The following is an 18,063-nucleotide window of genomic DNA, read 5'->3' on the forward strand; positions in this document are numbered from 1 at the left end:
GATCTCCCGCGGCTCTCGGCTCTGGATACAAAGCCGCGGCGCCTTGCGCAACATCGACACGAGGCAAGCTCGCGCTATCCAATCGGCCGCGGCGACCCGACGAAGATTCCGGTATCGTTCAGTTTGCGTTGCCACTCCGCATCGTCGGCCCGCGGCGCGCGTCCGGTCGTTGCCGTTACCAGCCGTTCCAGCCTGCTCCATAGCCGGAGACGGTCGCACGGATAATTGGCCCATCCATTGATGACACAATAGCGAATGGTGTGGTCACGGTGATGACACCAATGATGCTCGGGTGAGCAGACCAGATGCAGCCGTTGCGCCATGCGCAGGAGCAGCGGGCGGACCGGCCGGTGCGCGAGATTGTGAAAGCTCATGCCAAACAGCATGCAGGTCGCGATCACGAACCAGACGATCATCAGCGCATAGGTGAGCGCGGAAACCGGAAACAACGCCGTGACGGTGGCCGCGACTCCGACCACCGCCGCGCTCGGCGCCGCACCGAGAGACGCCTGGTCGAGGAATCCGTAGAGCAAAACGTGGCCGGGGTGGGTGTGATGCTCCCGCGTGATCGCGATGCCGCGGCCGAGCATCCCCTCGTCGAGCCAGGTGTCGACCACCCAATGCACCAGCCCTGAAAACAGGTCAGCGAGGAAATATCCGGCCAGGAGCGCCACGATCAACCACGGCCAGCGCAATCCCACCGCGGGATAACGCCCGACGAGATAGCCTCCGCAACAAAGGATCACGACGATATCGGCCCCGCAGCATAGCCGCGTGATGATGATCTCGCGCAGGGTCGCTTGCTTGAAGAACGGGATCGTCGGCATCGGCGATACTCCCCACGGGCTCCACCACCCATGATAGCATCTTTCTACCGACGGCCCCCTATTGCAAACTGTCCCAGCCCGCATCCGGCGCGAAACGTCCGCCGAATCGCTCGGCGAGCCCGCGCAAGGTGGACACGACATTCTCCACGCCGCGCGTGCGGGCATAGTTCAAAGGACCGCCGCGGAACGGCGCATAACCCGTGCCGAAGATCATGGCGCCGTCGACCGCATCAGGATCGTCGACGATGCCTTCACGCAGCGCCGCAACGCAGACATTGGACATCGGCAGCACCAGGCGGTCGATCATCTGATCGGTGACGCGCGGACCGGTCTCGGGGAGCGGTGCCTTCTCCGCCTTGCCGTCCTTCCAGGTGTAGAAACCCTTGCCGGTCTTGCGGCCGAGCTCGCCCTTGGCGACCTTGTCGCGCAGCCAGGCCGGCGTCGGCGGCAGGAGATCGCCGAACTTGGTGCGCAGCATGTCGCCGACGTCGAGGCAGATGTCGAGCCCGACCTGATCCGCGAGCTCGATCGGTCCCATTGGCATGCCGAACTGCTCGGCCGCGGCGTCAATCAGACGCTGGTCGATCTTCTCGTCCAGCATCACCATGGCTTCGAGCATGTAGGGCGTCAGCGCGCGGTTGACGAGGAAGCCGGGCGAGCTCTTCACGGGCAGCGGCAGCCGGTCGATGGCGCCGACGAAGGCGAGCGCGTCTTTCAGCACCTGCGGTTCGTTGCCGTCATGGCTGACAACTTCGACCAATTGTAGCCGCGACACCGGATTGAAGAAATGCAGGCCGACCAGCCGCTCCGGTCGCGCCAGCGTGGTGCGCAGATCCTGAAGCGGGATGCTCGACGTGTTGGTGGCAAGGATCGCGCCCGGCTTCATGCGCGGCTCGAGGCCGGCATAGACCTTCTGCTTCAGCTCGAGCTTTTCCGGCACCGCCTCGATGATGAGATCGGCGTTACGAACGCCCTCGCCGTCCATATCAGGGATCAGACGATCGAGCGCGTCGCGCACCTCGGTCGGCTTGCGGATGATCTTGCCGTAGAGTTCGGCGGCGCGCTTGACCGCGCCTGCGACCGGCTCGGCTTTCATGTCGGCGAGCGAGACGCGCAGTCCCTGCCCTGCACACCAGGCCGCGATATCGCCGCCCATGGCGCCGGCGCCGATGACATGGACGTGCTTGATGATGTTGTCGCTGCCGGCCGCCTTCTTCATCTGCTCGCGCAGGAAGAAGACTCGGATCAGGTTCTGGGCGGTCGGCGTCACCATCAGCTTGGCGAAGGAGGCCTGCTCCGCCTTCAGCATCGCGGCCTTGCTGCCGCCATGGGTCTCCCAGAGATCAATCAGCGCGTAAGGCGCGGGATAGTGCTCGCGGGACGCGGCCTTCGCCGCCTCCGCGCGCATGCGCCTGGCCAGGAGACCACGCACGAAGCCAAAATTGGCTGCACGCGCGAGCAGGCCGGGCTTGGCCCGCTTCAGCCGGCCGAACAGTGCGTCCTTCACCGCGCCTCGGACATGGCGCTCCTGCGTCACGGTATCGACGAGGCCGAGCGATCTGGCGCGGCGCGCGTCGATGGTACGACCGGTCAGCATCAGCGCCATCGACTGGGTGGGATTGACCAGCGCAGTGAAACGCGCGGTGCCGCCGAGGCCGGGATGCAGGCCGAGCATCACCTCCGGGAAGCCGAAGCGCGCACCGTCGATGGCGATGCGCGACTGGCAGGCCAGCGCAACCTCGAGCCCGCCGCCAAGGCAGAAGCCGTGGATGACCGCGACCGTTGGTAGCTTCAAGGCCTCCAGATGATCGACCACCGCGTGCGCGGCGCGGATGCGCGTCTCCACCATCTCGGGATCATCAGCGCCGCGGAATTCATTGACGTCGGCGCCGGCGATGAAGCCGGACGGTTTTGCCGAGCGGATCACAAGGCCGGCCGGGCGTTCGGTCTCGATCGCCGCGAGCACGGCGTCGAACTCCTCCATCACATCCGAGGACAGCGTGTTGGCGCTGGCATCGGCGCGGTCGAACAGCAGCCAGGCGACGCCGTCTCGATCGCGCGTCAGCTTGAAGTGCCTGTACGGACTGTCCGTCGCGGGCTTGGGGCCGAATTCGAGCACACGGTCACCGAGCACGGTCATGATCCTGGAATCCATGGTCACACCGCCTCGATCAGCATGGCGCCGCCGAGCCCGCCGCCAATGCACTCGGTGGCAATTCCGCGCCGCGCGCCGAGCCGTTTCATCGCGTTGACGAGATGCAGCACGATGCGGTTGCCGGAGGTGCCGACGGGATGGCCGAGCGAGATCGCGCCGCCATCGACATTAAGTTTTTCGCGATCGATCTCGCCGGCGGCGCCGTCGAGCCCGAGAATCTCCCGGCAGAATTTATCGTCGTTCCAGGCGGCGAGGCAGCCGAGCACCTGCGTGGCGAAGGCTTCGTTGAGCTCCCAGGTCTCGACGTCCGTGATGGTGAGGCCGTTGCGCTGTAGTAATGGTGTTGCCGACATCACCGGCCCGAGCCCCATGATGCTGGGATCGAGCGCGGCCCAGTGGCTATCGACGATCGCGGCCTTCGGTGTCAGCCTGTGCTTTGCGACGGCTGTGTCGGAGGCGAGGATCACCCAGGACGCGCCATCGGTGATCTGCGAGGAATTGCCGGCGGTGACTTGTCCCCACGGGCGCTCGAACACCGGCTTCAGCTTTGCCAGCGTCTCCGCCGTCGAGTCCGGACGCACGCCGTCATCATGGTCGAAGAATTTACCGTCGCGGGAAAACGCGGTCTCGACTTCGCCCTTCAGATAGCCCGCGCCTTGCGCATGCGCGAGCCGGCGATGGCTCTCGGCAGCATAGGCGTCCGACTGTGCGCGCGTAATGCCGAAGAGATGGCCGACGACTTCGGCGGTCTGGCCCATGTTCAGATCGGTGACGGGATCGGTCAGCCCACGCTCGAGGCCGATGATCGGCTTCAGGTCGCGCGGACGCAGCTTGAAGGCAGCGGCGAGCTTCGCGGCCATGCCCCTGGCGGTGGCAAGGCCGGCGAACCAGCGCACGCCGGAGTTCGGCCAAACCAGCGGCGCGTGGCTCAGTGCCTCGGTACCTCCCGCCAAAATCATATCGGCATGACCTTCGCGGATATAGCGGTAGGCGGTGTCGATCGACTGCATGCCGGAGCCGCAATTGATCTGGACGGTGAAGGCGACCATGTCCTCGCCCATGCCGAGCCGGAGCGCGGCGACGCGGGCCGGGTTCATCTCGTCGGCGATGACGTTGACGCAGCCGAGGATGAGCTGGTCGAAGCTGTCAGCCGCAAACGGCTGGCGCGCCAAGAGCGGCCGTCCGCATTGCACGGCGAGATCGACCGGCGTGAACGGCCCCGGCCCCGAACGCGCCTTCAGGAACGGCGTCCGGCTGCCGTCGACGATGAATACCGGTCGTGCCATCAGCTCGCCGCCCTCTGTTCACCGAGTTCCTGGAAGAACTGATGCACATTGACGGTTTTCTTGTAAATCGGCGACAGTGCCTCCGGCGCAAAATCGTCGACCTCGATCACTTTTGTGACGGCTTCATGAGCGGACGCAAGCTGCTCGCCCTCGGCCTGCGTGATCACGCCCTTGGTGACAGCGTCCTTCCAGTCGCGGATACGCGCGGCGCGCATGCGCTTGGCGATGGCATCGGTGCTTGTGACCAGCAGGAACGCGCGCTCCAGCCGGGCAAAGCCGCCGTCGTCATCGACATGGGCGAGATCCGGCGTGAGGCGCTCGCGCGCGGCCGAGGGCTCCAGCACGATGGCAGCGCATTGGTGCACGACGCGGTCGGAGGGGCCGAGCACGCGGGCGCCGAACGGCTGGACCACGAGCTTGAGGAAGCCGGCAACAAAGCGGTTGGGCAGATTGGCCAGGATTTCGGCCAGCCGGTTCTCGATGGTCTTGAAGCCGGTCGCCATGCACCATTCCAGCGCGGCAAAGTCCTCCTTCTGACGGCCCTCGTCCTGCCACCGCTTCAGCGCCGCCGAGAGCAGGTACAGCTCGGAGAGAATGTCGCCGAAACGCGCCGACAGCATCTCCTTGCGCTTCAGCGCGCCGCCTAGGGTCAGCAATGCCATGTCGGCGCAGAGCGCAAACGCAGCGGAGTAGCGCGAGAGCTGGCGATAGAACGGCGTGGCATCGCCCGCATCGGGCGCCATCGCAAAGGCGCCAAAGGTCCAGCTCCGACCGAAGGCACGGAACAAGGTACGGAGGCTATGGCCGACATGTTTCCAGAACGCCTTGTCGAACGCGGTGAGCCCGCGCTCGCGATCGGTATCGGCCAGCGCGTTCATCTCGTTGAGCAGGTAGGGATGCGCCCGGATGGCGCCCTGCCCGAACACGATGAGATTGCGGGTCAGGATGTTGGCGCCCTCGACCGTGATCCCAACCGGAACGGCGCGGTGCAGATTGCCGAGATAGTTTTGCGGACCGTCGATCACGGCCTTGCCGCCATGGATGTCCATGGCGTCGTCGATCGCGGTGCGCATCCGCTCGGTGGCGTGCAGCTTCATGATGCCGGAGATGACGGCAGGATGAACGCCGACATTCAGTGCCGCGCAGGTCAGCCGCCGCGCCGCATCCAGCTGGTAGGCGGTCGCGACGATGCGCGCGAGCGGCTCCTCGACACCTTCGAATTTCGAGATGGAGATGCCGAACTGCTCGCGGATGCGGGCATACGCACCGGTGGTGCGCGCGGCGTAGGCGGCACCCGCAGCAGAGAGCGACGGCAGCGAGATGCCGCGGCCGGCGGCGAGCGCGGTCATCAGCATCTTCCAGCCTTGCCCCAGCCGCTCCTTGCCGCCGATGACGTAGTCGAGCGGAATGAAGACGTCGCGGCCCCGGTTCGGACCGTTCTGAAACACCTGCATCGACGGCAGATGGCGATGGCCGATCTCGACGCCGGGCAGATGGGTCGGGATCAGGGCCACGGTGATGCCGAGCTCCTCCTGGTCGCCCACGAGGTGGTCGGGATCATAGGCCTTGAAGGCGAGGCCCAGCAGCGTCGCGACAGGGCCGAGCGTGATGTAGCGCTTGTGCCAATTGAGCCTGAGACCGACGACCTCGCGGTCCTCGAAGGTGCCCTTGCAGATGATGCCGGTGTCGACCATCGAAGCCGCGTCGGAACCGGCTTCCGGGCTGGTGAGGCCGAAGCACGGAATGTCGCGGCCGTCGGCAAGGCGCGGCAGCCAGCGCTGCTGCTGCTCCTTCGTGCCGAAGCGCATCAGGAGCTCGCCCGGCCCGAGCGAGTTCGGCACCATGACCGTCACCGCAGCGGCGATCGAGCGGGTCGAGATCTTGCGCACCACTTCCGAATGGGCATAGGGCGAGAAGCCGAGGCCGCCGAACTCCTTCGGAATGATCATGCCGAAGAATTTTTCGTGCTTGACGAAGTGCCAGACGTCCGGCGGCAGGTCGCGCCATTCCCAGAAGATCTTCCATTCGTCGAGCATGGCGCAGAGCTCGTCGACGGGACCGTCGAGGAAGGCCCGCTCCTCGTCGGTCAATTTGGCCGGCGCAATTTTCAGCAGCTTCGACCAATCAGGGTTGCCGGTGAACAGATCGGCATCCCACCAGACATCGCCAGCTTCCAGCGCCTCACGCTCGGTGTCGGACATCGCCGGCAGCACGCCGCGGGCCCAGGAGAAGATCGGTTTTGTGATTTTGTCGCGGCGGAAGCTCATGGCGGACCTCATGCATCGGCGCGGTTGTCGGGCATTTTAGCGGAAAGCGGCCGGCGGCGGTGAAGACTTCGCCTGCGACATTGACGCGGCCAAGCGCCCCCGGACCATAACGGCCAGGGTGCGGCGGCAGTTCCGGGAGGGGAATGGGCGCAATATCCCCCAGCGTCATTCCGGGGCACGCGAAGCGTGGGCCCGGAATCCATACTCCCGATGGTGGTTATGGATTCCGGGCTCGACGCTACGCGTCGCCCCGGAATGACGGCGGAGAGAGAGGCCGGCCTAATCCGGCCGCACCATTTCGAACATGTTTTCCGGCTTGATCTCGAAATAGTCGCCGCGGCGGCCGGCGCGGACGATCGGGCGGGCGGCGGCGGTCTGGTAGACGCCGTCCTTGATCATGGCCTTGTCGATATGGACGGCGACGACCTCGCCCAGCGTCAGCCAGGCATCGGCCTCCTTGCCGTCGGCGCCCTTGAGGCGGACGATGTCGGACACCTTGCATTCGAAGGCGACCGGGCTTTCGCCGACGCGTGGCACGTTGACGAGCTTGCCGGGCACGGCGGTGAGGCCCGCGATCTCGAATTCGTCGACCTCAGGGGCAACATGCGCGGCGGTCGCGTTCATGTGTTTGGCGAGGTCCATGGTGGCGAGATTCCAGACGAACTCGTCGGTCTGCTGGATGTTCTCGACCGAGTCCTTCCAGTTGGTGGAGGAGAAGCCGATGATCGGCGGCACGTAGCAGAACGCATTGAAGAAGCTGTAGGGCGCGAGATTGACGTGGCCCTTGGTGTCGCGCGAGGAGATCCAGCCGATCGGCCGCGGCGCGATGATGGCGTTGAAGGGATCATGCTTGAGGCCGTGGCCCTTGGAGGGCTCGTAGAAGTACAGGTCTTTGTCGGTCACGCGCTTGCTTCTCCGCTCCGTCATTCCGGGGCGATGCAAAGCATCGAACCCGGAATCTCGAGATTCCGGGTTCGGTCCTGCGGACCGCCCCGGAATGACGGCAATCGTGCTTATAGGAGCAAACGCCCCCGCCCGTCAGTGGCGCGGCGACAGACCCGCGATGACGAAATCGATCATCTGGTCGATGGTCGGGCCCGGCTTGGTGGCGCACTGGGCGATCATCTGGGGGTGGAAGAAGCGTATCATCGCGGTGCAGGCGCACAGCGAGGCCAGCTGGAGGTCCGGCGCCTCGAACTCGCCGGAGGCAACGCCTTGCGCGATCATCTGGCCGATCACCCCGGCAATGCACTCCATATGGGCGACGCAGACGTCCCAGTCCTCCTCCATCGCGATCGCGACCATCTCGTGCAGCTTGTTGTCGCCGACATAGCGCTCGGTGTTCATGCGATGGATGGTGGTGAGCAGCTCCCGGAAACGCTCCTTGACCGGACCAGGCCTCGCCACGATCCGCTGCGCCTCGAGCTCGACCTCGCCCATCAGGCCCTGCGCCACCGCCTGATGGATCGCCTTCTTCGATTCGAAGAAGCGATAGACGTTGGCGGGGCTCATCCTGAGCTCCTTGGCGATGTCCCCGACCGTGGTCTTCTGGTAGCCGATCTGGCGGAACAGCCGCTCGGCCACCTCGAGAATACGATCCCGGGTGTCGCCTTCGATATGTTCCGCAATCAGTGTCATCTGTCAGGACTCGTCAATCAGCACTTCATCTCACTTATTCAGCCGCTTCAGCAAGCGGAATTGCGTGCGGGTCATTGCTCCCATGCTGCGGCGCGGCAGGCTGCTCGGGGGTACCCGCCTCGTCCAGGCTCTTCCTGAACCACAGCGCGTAGAGGCCCGGCAGGTACAGCAGCGTCAGGAAGGTCGCGACGAACAGACCGCCCATGATCGTGATCGCCATCGGGCCCCAGAAGGCCGAGCGCGACAGCGGGATCATGGCGAGGATGGCGGCGAGCGCCGTCAGCACCACCGGACGGGCGCGGCGGACGGTTGCCTCCACGATCGCCTCGCGCCGGGTCAGGCCATGCGAGACGTCGGTCTCGATCTGGTCGACCAGGATGACCGTGTTGCGCATGATCATGCCGGCGAGCGCGATCAGGCCGAGCAGCGCCACGAAGCCGAACGGCGCATTGGCGACGTTGAGCCCGAAGGAGGCGCCGACGATGCCGAGCGGCGCGGTCAGGAACACCAGGATCAGGCGTGAGAAGCTCTGCAGCTGGATCATCAGCAGCGTCAGCATCACCATGACCATCAGCGGGAAGAGGACGAAGATCGAGGCGTTGCCCTTGGCGGATTCCTCGAACGCGCCGCCCGCCTCGATCCGGTAGGCCGGCTCGAGGTGGTCCTTGATCGCCTTCAGCTTCGGCGTGATCTGGCCCGTGACGTCCGGCGCCTGCACGCCGTCGACGACGTCGGAGCGCACGGTGATGGCCATGTCGCGGTTGCGCCGCCACATGATCGGCTCCTCATGGGCATACTCGATCTTGGCGATCTGCTGCAGCGGCACGGCAACGCCATTGCGCGAGGTGATGGTGAGATCACCGACGCCGCCGAGGTCGAGGCGCTCAGACGGGATCGCACGGGCAACCACGCCGACCTTCTCGATGCCGTCGCGCACGGTCGTGACCTGCGAGCCCGAGATCAGCATCGCGAGCGCCTGGGACACGTCCTGCGGGGTCAGGCCCATGGCGCGGGCGCGGTCCTGATCGACGACGAGCTTGAGGTAGGGCGACTGCTCGTTCCAGTCGAGCTGGACATCCTTGACGCTCTTGTTCTGCCGCATGACGTCGCGGACCTGATAGGCGATCTCGCGCACCTTGTTGGCGTCGGGGCCGATCACGCGGAACTGCACGGGGAAACCGACCGGCGGGCCGAAGTTGAAGCGGTCGACGCGGACGCGCGCCTCGGACAGCATGCCGTCCGCAACTGCGTTCTCGATCTTGGCCTTGACGCGCTCGCGCCCCTCCACGCCCTTGGCGACGATAACGATCTCGGCAAAGGCCTCGTTCGGCAACTGCGGATTGAGGCCGAGCCAGAAGCGCGGCGAACCCTGGCCGACATAGGACGTATAGGTCTCGATGTCCTTGTCGTCCTTCAGCAGCGTCTCGGCCTTCTTCACCGCCTTTTCGGTGACGTTGAACGCGGTGCCCTCAGGCAGGCGCAGCTGGAAGAACAGCTCGGGCCGCTCCGACAGCGGGAAGAACTGCTGTTGGACATGGCCGAAGCCGACGACCGAGGCGATGAAGACGCCGACGGTCGCGACCACCACGGTGATGCGGTGATTGACGCACCATTGCACGATGGCGCGCAGGCCCCGATACATGCGGGTCTCGTAGACCGCGTGCGGATCGTGGTTGTGATGCGCCTTCATCTCCGGCAGCAGCTTGACGCCGATATAGGGCGTGAAGATCACCGCCACGAACCAGGAGGCGACCAGCGCGATCGCCACGATCCAGAAGATGCTGCCGGCATATTCGCCGACGGCGGAATTGGCAAAGCCGATGGGGAGGAAGCCAGCGGCCGTGACCAGCGTTCCCGTGAGCATCGGAAACGCGGTAGATTCCCAGGCAAAAGACGCCGCGCGCATGCGGTCCCAGCCCTGCTCCATCTTCACCACCATCATCTCGACCGCGATGATGGCGTCGTCGACGAGCAGGCCGAGCGCGATGATCAGCGCACCCAGCGTGATGCGGTGCAGGTCGAGCGACATCATGTTCATGACGACGAAGACGATGCCGAGCACCAACGGCACCGACAGCGCGACCACGATGCCGGTGCGCCAGCCGAGCGCCAGGAACGAAACGAACAGCACGATGACGAGGGCTTCCATGAAGGAGTGCACGAACTCGCCGACGGCGTGCTCGACCACCTTGGGCTGGTCGGCAATCAGCTTGACGTCGACGCCCTGCGGCACCGCCTTCATGAACTCGGCCGTCGCCTTCTCGACCTCCTTGCCGAGCTCGAGGATGTTGGCACCCTTGGCGGTGACGACACCGATGCCGATCGCAGCCTTGCCTTCCTGACGGACGACGAAGCTGGGCGGATCGACATAGCCATGAGTGACGGTGGCGATGTCACCGAGGCGGAACACGCGGCCGTTGCTCTCGACCGGCGTCTCGGCGACGGCCTTGGCACCGTCGAGCGCGCCGGTGACGCGCAGCGGCACGCGTTGCGAGGAGGTTTCGACCGTGCCGGCCGGCGTCACGTTGTTCTGCTTGGCGAGCGAATCGAACAGCGCCTGCGGGGTGATGCCGAGGGTGGCGAGCTTGGCGTGGGAGAACTCGACGAAGATGCGCTCATCCTGGTTGCCGTAGACGTCGACCTTGGTCACGCCGGGCACCTTCAGGAGGCGCTGGCGGAAGCCTTCGGAGACCTTCTTGAGCTGGGCATAGTCGGCGCCGTCGCCGGTCATCATGTAGAGGATGGAATCGACGTCGGAGAACTCGTCATTGACGACGGGCCCGAGGATCCCGGAGGGCAGCTGGCCCTGCACGTCGACCAGCTTCTTGCGCAGAAGATAGAACAGGTAAGGCACGTCCTTCGGCGGCGTGGAGTCGCGGAAGGTGACCTGGAGCGCGGTGAAACCGGGCTTGGAGTAGGTCTGCACCTTCTCGAAATAGGGCAGCTCCTGGATCTTCTTCTCGATGGGATCGGCGACCTGGGCCTGCATCTCCTGCGCGGTCGCGCCCGGCCAGAGCACGGAGACGTTGACCACCTTCACCGTGAAGAACGGATCCTCGGCGCGGCCGAGCTTCTCATAGGAGAAGAAGCCGGCGACGCCGAGCACGAGCATCAGGAAGAGAACCAGCGTCGGATGGCTGACGGCCCAGGCCGAAAGGTTGAAGCGCTTCATCGCTCTCTCCGAAAAGACGATCCAATTGCCAAAAAACGACAGCCACTCTGTTCAGGCCGTCATCGCGAGGCAGCGAAGCAATCCAGGGGGCTGGGCAGATTCTGGATCGCTTCGCCGCTTCAGCCTCTGCTTAGGGACAAAGGCCGAAACTCACCTCACACGACGTAACTCGCTCTCTTGTCATTCCGCGGCGCCCGCAGGGCGAACCCGGAATGACGGATCAAAACGACAATGACGACACGACCCGCACCCGCTGGGCCGGATCGAGCTTCTGCACACCGAGGGCGACGATCTTGGCGCCCTCTTCCACACCACCGGTGATGACGACGTCGTTGCTCTCGTAGGACTTCACCGCCACCGGCTTCAGCGTGAGCGCACCGTTGTCGTCGACGACGTAGAAGGAGGGCTTGCCGCCTTCGTTGAACAAGGCCGACAGCGGCAGCCGCGCGACGCGCTCGGTGGCGGCGTCCGACAGCGTCAGCGTCGCGGTCATGCCGAGCGCGACCTTGTCGTCGGCCTCCGGCAGCGAGAACTTTGCAAGATAAGTGCGCGTGGCCGGATCGGCCGTCGGCGCGATCTCGCGCAGCTTGGCCGTATACTTCTTGTCCGGCTCCGACCAAAGAGTGACGCTGGCGACGCCCAACTTGGCGCGTCCGACCAGCGTCTCAGGGATCGCGACGACCGCTTCCTTTTCGGCAAAGCGGGCGACACGGATCGAAGCCTGGCCCGCGGAAACCACCTGGCCGGGCTCGATCAGCGTTGCGGTGACGACGCCTCGGGCGTCGGCAACGAGCGTCGCGTAGGAAAGGGAATTCTTGGTCAGTTCGACCGAGCGGACAGCACGATCGAGGCGCGCGCGGGCCTCATCGGCGGATGCCCGGCTCGAATCCAGCTGCGCGTCGGTGGTCCAGCCCTTGGCCTTCAGATCCTTGGCGCGCTGCTCGGCAGCGGCGGCCTGGGCCAGCACGCCGGTCGCGGCGGTCTGCTCGGCGACGGATTGCTCGGCCTGGAGCTTCAGGTCGACCTCGTCGAGCGTGGCGAGCGGCTGGCCGATTTCGACGGTCTGGCCGACTTCCACGAGGCGCTTGGCGACCTTGCCGGCAACGCGGAAGCCGAGATCGCTCTCGATCCGAGGCCGGATGGTGCCGACGAAGCTGCGCTCGGGGGTTTCGGCATCATAATGTGCGGTTGCGACCAGAACCGGCCGCGGCGGCTCGGCCTTCTCGGCGACGGTGTCATTGCACCCGGCTAGGCCAGCCGCCATCAGGGCCAACGACACACCTGCCAACAGCCTGGAATAGCTCGACAAAACCGACCGGACGAACATCGAAGGACACTCCTGCATCTCGAATGAGAGGAATGTCGACTAATCACTGATAAAAGTCAATAATCGTCAATCATCAGGAATGCGTGATCGTTAAGGGGTGGTGAGATGGGGAGGACCATTGCCAGGGAGGTGTGATCGGAGGGCGGGCTGATATCGTAGGGTGGGCAAAGGCGCGTAGCACCGTGCCCACGATCTCTCAGTTGAGGATCACAATGACGGTTTGGTGGGCACGCTACGCTTTGCCCACCTACGGGACCGTTTGCTCGCCTCTACCGCCCGTGCTCGGCAAACTCGTGCTTGCTGTCATGGCCCCCGACGAACACCAGGATGCCAGCGATCAGGGGCAGCACGGCGAGCACCAGCAAGCCGGTCGAGGTCTGGCCGGTGGCTTCCTTGACCCAGCCGATCAGGTATGGCCCGCCGAAGCCGGCGAGGTTGCCGATCGAGTTGATCAGGGCGATGGCGCCGGCGGCCGCGGTGCCGGAGAGCCAGGCGGTCGGCAGGGTCCAGAACACACCGAAGCAGCAGAACACGCCGATCGCGGCGACCGTCAGCACCACCATCGTCATGGTGGGATCGGTGAGGTAGCTGGAGACGGCGAGCGCAACGGCGGTGAGCAGCAGCGGCGCGCCGACATGCTTCACGCGCTCGCGCGTGGCATCGGAGTGCCGCGCCCACAGGATCATGGCGATGGTGCCGAACAGATACGGGATCGCGGTGACGAAGCCGGTCTGCGCGTTTGTCAGCCCGAACGCCTTGACGATCTGCGGCAGCCAGAACTGCATGCCGTAGAGCGCACCGACGAAGCCGAAATAGATCAGGCTGAGCGCGATCACCTTGGGCGAGGACAGCGCTTCGCCGAGCGAGAAATGCTTCACCGCCTGCTTGGCGGCGATTTCCGAATCGAGCTTCACCTTCAGCCACGCCTTCTGCTCGGCCGACAGCCAATCCGCCTTCTCCGGCTTGTCGGTGAGATAGAACCAGGTGACGATGCCGAGTAGCACGGAAGGGATGCCCTCGATGATGAAGAGCCACTGCCAGCCCTTCAGGCCCATCGCACCGTCGAGCCCGAGCAACAGGCCGGAGATCGGCGCACCGATCACGGTCGAGACCGGCACGGCGATGGCGAAGGCCGCCAGGAAGCGGGCGCGATATTCGGCCGGATACCAATAGGTGAGATAGAGGATGATGCCGGGGAAGAAGCCGGCCTCGGCGACGCCGAGCAGGAAGCGCAGGACATAGAAGCTCGTGACGCCGCTGACGAGCGCCATCAGGGCCGAGATGATGCCCCAGGTCACCATGATGCGGGCGATCCAGCGGCTCGCGCCGAACTTCTCCAGCGCCAGATTGCTCGGGACCTCGAAGATGAAATAGCCGAAGAAGAAGATGCCGGCGCCCCAGGAGAAGATGAGCGGCGTGAACTTCAGCTCCGCATTCATGGTCAGAGCGGCGAAGCCGAGATTGACGCGGTCGAGATAGGAGAAGAAGTAGGCCAGCACCAGGAACGGGATCAAGCGCCAGGAGATGGCGCGGATCGTCGAGGTCTCGATTTCCGACTTGTTAAAGCTCTTGGCCGCGCCCGCGGAACCGGCATAGGTCGTGGTCTGGCTCATGGCTTCCCCCAGGGTTGTTGCTTTTATGGGCTGGTTGCGGTTTTCAGCATCGCGGCCAAAGAGTCAATGGAGCGAGCAATGCACGGGACGCAGCCGGATAAACCTGTTGCGCTGTTACGGACATCGCTGATCCGCGCCGCCCTCGCGCTCGCGGTGATCGTCTGCGGGCTGTCGCTGCGCTGGTACGGCTTTCCGCTCGGCCTGCCCGCCTTCGTCGTGAAATACGGCGGCTCGCTGTTGTGGGCGACGATGGTGTTTCTGCTGGTCGGGGTTCTGATGCCGCGGCTGTCGCGGAGCGGGCTCGCGGCCATCGCCTTGGTCATCGCGGTGGTGGTCGAATTTTCCCGACTGGTGCATACGCCCTGGCTCGATGCGTTCCGGCTGACGACGGCCGGCGCACTGCTGCTCGGGCGCATCTTCTCACTGTGGAATCTGGTGGCGTATGCGGTCGGGATTGCGTTCGGCGCTTGGATCGATCGAGTTGGCAAGATGCGCGGTCTCGTAGGGTGGGCAAAGGCGCCCTAGCGCCGTGCCCACGTCTTCTCATCAATAGGCAAGACGTGGGCACGCTTCGCTTTGCCCACCCTACGAGAGCGACAACATGGCGGCCAGATTCACTCCGCCAATTGAAACCGCTCGAAGCGATCGAGCTCCTCTTCGATCTTTTGCTTGAGCTCCTTGCGCCCCACCGTCTTCTTGCCCTGCCCGACCCAGGTCCATTTCTGCATCAGCAGCTTCTTCGCCTGCCGGTCGGTCTTCAAATCGAGCGCGGCGACGATCTCGTCGCCGACCAGCACCGGCAGCGCAAAATAGCCGAGCTTGCGTTTGGCCTTCGGCACATAGGCCTCGAACAGGTGGTTGTAGCCGAAGATGAGACTGGTGCGCTTGCGCTGGATGATCAGGGGATCGAACGGCGAGAGGATGTGGACGAGATCAGGCGAGACCGCCTCGCCGTTCACCTCGAGCGCGGCCGGCGCTGCCCAATGCTCCTGCTTGCCGGCGCCGTCGATCACAACAGGCGCGAGCTCGCCGCAGCGGACGCGGGAGGCGATCAGGCCGGCCACCGCCTTCTTGCGCGGCGCGTCGAGGTGGCAGATCGAATCCAGACTCACCACGCCCTGCGACCGCAGCGCGCGGTCGAGCAGATAGGTCGTAATCTCCCTGGCCGACGCCGGCCTCGGCAGCGTGTCCCAGCCGAAATGCCGCGTCATCAGCTCATAGGTCTTGAGCATGCCCTGCCGCTTGCTGATGGTCACGGCGCCGGTATAGAAGGCGAGCTGTAGGGCCCGCTTCGAGGGCTTGCGGCTCTGCCACAGATGCTCCTTCTCGGTGAGCACGTCGTCCTCGATGTCGCGGATCGTCAGCGGCGCGGCGCGCACCAGCCGCATCACCTTGCGCGTGTCGGCAGGCTTCACCGAGGCGAACCATTTGTGCCCTTCGCGGCAGTGCTCGCGCATCGCCGGCAGGAAGAAGCGGAAGTCGCCGGCGGGTACGTAGGAAAGCGCGTGCGTCCAATACTCGAACACGCTTCTGTCGACGCTCTGGGCGTGGCGCAAATCGGCGCGCCGGTAGGACGGGATACGGCTGAACAGGATGTGGTGATGGCAGCGCTCGATGACGTTGATGGTGTCGATCTGCACATAGCCGAGATGAGCGACCGCGTCCGCGACGGCCTGCGCTCCCTCGCCGAACGGGGCGCGCTCATCCAGCCGCTGGGCATCCAGCCAGATCTGCCGGGCCTGTGTCGTGGTGAGGTGGAGCGGTTTGGGCGCGCGTGACATTGCGGGGAGGAATGTAGCGGGATTCGCGCCAAGAAAAAGAAGAAGAAAAAGAAGACCTCGAGGCAGCAGTCAAAAAAACCGCGCTGCCATCTGCTGACAGCGCGGCCGGATGCGGCGCGCCTCGCGCCTACTTCATCGTCATCGCCTTCTGCGACTTCATATAGTGCATGCAGGCGCTCTTCATCTTGCCGTTGCTCATGTCGGTGTTGGCCATGGCCATTTCCTTGTTCGCCGCCATCTTGGCCGGCGTGTCGGGCGTACCGCCCATCATGGCTGCGGACTTCATCATGTTGTCCTTGGTGCACGCCATCATCGCGGCGGACGCGGGGGACAGCGAAAGGGTGAACGCGACAAAGGCTGCAGACGTGAGCAAGATCTTCATGGAAAAGTCTCCTCCGTAAAACAAAACCGGCGTCATGCCGGCCTTCGCAATTACGTATTCTCTCGCGCGCTGACGTTTCGCGGAGAAGACAATTTTCTTGCTGCGGTGCGAAGGCGGAGGGCCTAGCGGCCATCCTTCGGGGTCTTGGGCCGGTCCCCGAGGCTTCCGGTGGCGACATCCGGCTCGCACAGGGCCTTGCCGCGCCCCTCCGCCTGACAGCGATAGACGCTCCCGGTGAGGCGGTCGACCAGCCACACGTTCTCGTCGGTCGGCGCTTCAAGTCCGACATAACGGGAGGTCAGCCCCGTGATCAGCGTCGACAGCAGGATGGCCACCGCGATCATGGCCGCACCGATATAGATGGGCATTGAGCTCAGGGACACTGTCCGATCCGGCGGGCCGCTGCGATTGAAGTAGTCACGCTGATAGTCACTTGGCCTCGGCACTGGACGGAACTCGGCTCCTTCATTCGTAGATTGGCGGGGACAACGTCCTGCTAGGCGCGCATCTGGCCGATTTCTTGTTCACGGCCGGGCCAAGCGGCGACGGCTTTGCGACGATCGGTGTGCAGAGGTTTCCGGCGCCGAGTCTGCCGGGCCATCGCCTGCGCCGGGACCCTTGGTCAGCCACCTCCCACGGCACGGAGGGGAATGAGCCTGCTCGCAAGGTGATTTCAATCACACCTGGGATTGCCGCTGCTTGAACCCACGCCGCGGAGCGTGCGACGACTGCTATTGGTCCGATCGGCCCTGTCCCCGGGGGCCATCGCGAAACGCGCCGGTCCGATGCCCGAAACGCCCGGGAATGCGCGAGGATGGCCCGGAACCGGCTGTAGCCACCGTGACCAAGATCACATCTGGACCTTTGAACCTGCCCTATGCTCGCAGCATCAAATCGCTATCAGGCGTAACAGCGAGGATACGACAATGACACGTTTTGATAAGTTCTTTGGACTGAAGGCGATAACTCTTTCCGCCGCGCTGTCGATGACGGCGGGCCTGGCTGTGGCCGGTGACAACAATGTCTCCACGGGCCAGATCCTGGATGCACTGAAGCCGAAGCCGGCGACCCGCGGCCTGTCCGCCGGTCCGCAGGCCGATCCGGCGGTGCAGGCCAAGGAATCGACATTCCTGAACACCGTGCGCAACCGCTCGACCCGGTCGCTCTCGACGGGCGAGCGCGAGCAGATCGCCGAGCTCGCCGCGACCAAGCCGAAGATCGACCTGGAAATCCAGTTCGACTATAACTCCGCCGATATCGCCAAGACCTCGATGACCTCGGTGCAGGCGCTCGGCAAGGCGCTGTCCGATCCGGCGCTGAAGGGCTCGACCTTTGTGGTCGCCGGCCACACCGATGCGACCGGCGGCGAAGAGTACAATCAAGGCCTCTCCGAACGGCGCGCCGACACCATCAAGAAGTACCTGGTGCAGAACTACGGCCTCAACGGCACCGATCTGGTCACCGTCGGCTACGGCGAAACCAAGCTGAAGGACACTGCCAACGGCGCCGACCCGGTCAACCGCCGCGTCCAGGTCGTGAACATGGACACCAAGACCGCGTCTAAGTGATCTCGATTTGATCGCGACAGAAGACACGCCGCCTGCCGCCCCGGCAG

At 64.7% G+C, this 18,063-nt stretch carries 13 protein-coding genes and 1 pseudogene; 2 read left to right on the forward strand and 12 right to left on the reverse strand.

The genetic code is table 11. The features are described 5' to 3' along the window. Positions 1 to 203: 203 nt before the first annotated feature. The 9 genes and pseudogenes from GA0061098_RS09715 to GA0061098_RS09755 all read right to left on the reverse strand — a co-directional run. Positions 204 to 992, reverse strand: a pseudogene (locus tag GA0061098_RS09715) (fatty acid desaturase CarF family protein); the annotation flags it as partial. After that, the gene (locus GA0061098_RS09720; protein ID WP_165637264.1) at positions 886 to 2,982 is read right to left on the reverse strand and encodes a 3-hydroxyacyl-CoA dehydrogenase NAD-binding domain-containing protein; all 2,097 of its coding nucleotides are present in this window, start codon (positions 2,980 to 2,982) and stop codon (positions 886 to 888) included. The gene GA0061098_RS09720 and the pseudogene GA0061098_RS09715, both read right to left, overlap by 107 nt. Before the next feature lie 2 nt (positions 2,983 to 2,984). Further along, a complete protein-coding gene (locus GA0061098_RS09725; RefSeq protein ID WP_091956124.1) occupies positions 2,985 to 4,268 on the reverse strand; it encodes an acetyl-CoA C-acetyltransferase in 1,284 nt (427 codons plus the stop codon). Next, positions 4,268 to 6,535, reverse strand: coding sequence for an acyl-CoA dehydrogenase (locus tag GA0061098_RS09730; RefSeq protein WP_165637265.1), 2,268 nt, complete (start codon positions 6,533 to 6,535; stop codon positions 4,268 to 4,270). The genes GA0061098_RS09725 and GA0061098_RS09730 overlap by 1 nt, the downstream gene beginning before the upstream one ends. A 279-nt stretch (positions 6,536 to 6,814) precedes the next feature. Beyond that, positions 6,815 to 7,438 (reverse strand): flavin reductase family protein, encoded by a 624-nt coding sequence (locus GA0061098_RS09735; RefSeq protein WP_091956354.1) that lies wholly within the window; start codon positions 7,436 to 7,438, stop codon positions 6,815 to 6,817. A 135-nt stretch (positions 7,439 to 7,573) separates the two neighbouring features. Beyond that, entirely contained in the window at positions 7,574 to 8,173 is a 600-nt protein-coding gene (locus GA0061098_RS09740; protein ID WP_091956126.1) for a TetR/AcrR family transcriptional regulator, read from the reverse strand. Between the two features lie 34 nt (positions 8,174 to 8,207). Beyond that, complete coding sequence (locus GA0061098_RS09745) at positions 8,208 to 11,345, reverse strand: efflux RND transporter permease subunit (RefSeq protein ID WP_091956127.1); 3,138 nt, start codon at positions 11,343 to 11,345, stop codon at positions 8,208 to 8,210. A 220-nt stretch (positions 11,346 to 11,565) separates the two neighbouring features. Further along, complete coding sequence (locus tag GA0061098_RS09750; RefSeq protein ID WP_091956128.1) at positions 11,566 to 12,672, reverse strand: efflux RND transporter periplasmic adaptor subunit; 1,107 nt, start codon at positions 12,670 to 12,672, stop codon at positions 11,566 to 11,568. 269 nt (positions 12,673 to 12,941) lie between these two features. Continuing rightward, positions 12,942 to 14,285 (reverse strand): MFS transporter, encoded by a 1,344-nt coding sequence (locus GA0061098_RS09755; protein ID WP_091956129.1) that lies wholly within the window; start codon positions 14,283 to 14,285, stop codon positions 12,942 to 12,944. A gap of 78 nt (positions 14,286 to 14,363) precedes the next feature. Between GA0061098_RS09755 and GA0061098_RS09760 the strand changes: the two genes are divergently transcribed. Then, positions 14,364 to 14,810: a ribosomal maturation YjgA family protein gene (locus GA0061098_RS09760; protein ID WP_165637266.1), complete on the forward strand. Its 447-nt coding sequence runs from the start codon at positions 14,364 to 14,366 to the stop codon at positions 14,808 to 14,810. A gap of 89 nt (positions 14,811 to 14,899) precedes the next feature. On the opposite strand, the gene GA0061098_RS09765 is transcribed toward GA0061098_RS09760, so the two are convergent. From GA0061098_RS09765 to GA0061098_RS09775, 3 genes are all read right to left on the reverse strand, one after another. Further along, positions 14,900 to 16,066: a winged helix-turn-helix domain-containing protein gene (locus GA0061098_RS09765; protein WP_091956131.1), complete on the reverse strand. Its 1,167-nt coding sequence runs from the start codon at positions 16,064 to 16,066 to the stop codon at positions 14,900 to 14,902. Positions 16,067 to 16,193: 127 nt separating this feature from the next. Continuing rightward, positions 16,194 to 16,448 carry a hypothetical protein gene (locus GA0061098_RS09770; protein WP_028141758.1) on the reverse strand — a complete coding sequence of 85 codons (255 nt, stop codon included), beginning with the start codon at positions 16,446 to 16,448 and terminating at the stop codon, positions 16,194 to 16,196. Between the two features lie 122 nt (positions 16,449 to 16,570). Beyond that, complete coding sequence (locus GA0061098_RS09775) at positions 16,571 to 16,816, reverse strand: hypothetical protein (RefSeq protein WP_091956132.1); 246 nt, start codon at positions 16,814 to 16,816, stop codon at positions 16,571 to 16,573. Positions 16,817 to 17,374: 558 nt separating this feature from the next. On the opposite strand from GA0061098_RS09775, the gene GA0061098_RS09780 reads away from it, so the two are divergent. Next, complete coding sequence (locus tag GA0061098_RS09780; RefSeq protein WP_091956133.1) at positions 17,375 to 18,016, forward strand: OmpA family protein; 642 nt, start codon at positions 17,375 to 17,377, stop codon at positions 18,014 to 18,016. Positions 18,017 to 18,063: the final 47 nt, after the last annotated feature.

This window comes from Bradyrhizobium shewense, assembly GCF_900094605.1.
GTDB lineage: Bacteria > Pseudomonadota > Alphaproteobacteria > Rhizobiales > Xanthobacteraceae > Bradyrhizobium > Bradyrhizobium shewense.

Coding starts and splice junctions, on each gene's coding strand:
- GA0061098_RS09720 (WP_165637264.1), bottom strand. CDS start 2,982: ATGGATTCCAGGATCATGACCGTGCTCGGTGACCGTGTGCTCGAATTC.
- GA0061098_RS09725 (WP_091956124.1), bottom strand. CDS start 4,268: ATGGCACGACCGGTATTCATCGTCGACGGCAGCCGGACGCCGTTCCTG.
- GA0061098_RS09730 (WP_165637265.1), bottom strand. CDS start 6,535: ATGAGCTTCCGCCGCGACAAAATCACAAAACCGATCTTCTCCTGGGCC.
- GA0061098_RS09740 (WP_091956126.1), bottom strand. CDS start 8,173: ATGACACTGATTGCGGAACATATCGAAGGCGACACCCGGGATCGTATT.
- GA0061098_RS09745 (WP_091956127.1), bottom strand. CDS start 11,345: ATGAAGCGCTTCAACCTTTCGGCCTGGGCCGTCAGCCATCCGACGCTG.
- GA0061098_RS09750 (WP_091956128.1), bottom strand. CDS start 12,672: ATGTTCGTCCGGTCGGTTTTGTCGAGCTATTCCAGGCTGTTGGCAGGT.
- GA0061098_RS09755 (WP_091956129.1), bottom strand. CDS start 14,285: ATGAGCCAGACCACGACCTATGCCGGTTCCGCGGGCGCGGCCAAGAGC.
- GA0061098_RS09760 (WP_165637266.1), top strand. CDS start 14,364: ATGCACGGGACGCAGCCGGATAAACCTGTTGCGCTGTTACGGACATCG.
- GA0061098_RS09765 (WP_091956131.1), bottom strand. CDS start 16,066: ATGTCACGCGCGCCCAAACCGCTCCACCTCACCACGACACAGGCCCGG.
- GA0061098_RS09770 (WP_028141758.1), bottom strand. CDS start 16,448: ATGAAGATCTTGCTCACGTCTGCAGCCTTTGTCGCGTTCACCCTTTCG.
- GA0061098_RS09775 (WP_091956132.1), bottom strand. CDS start 16,816: ATGCCCATCTATATCGGTGCGGCCATGATCGCGGTGGCCATCCTGCTG.
- GA0061098_RS09780 (WP_091956133.1), top strand. CDS start 17,375: ATGACACGTTTTGATAAGTTCTTTGGACTGAAGGCGATAACTCTTTCC.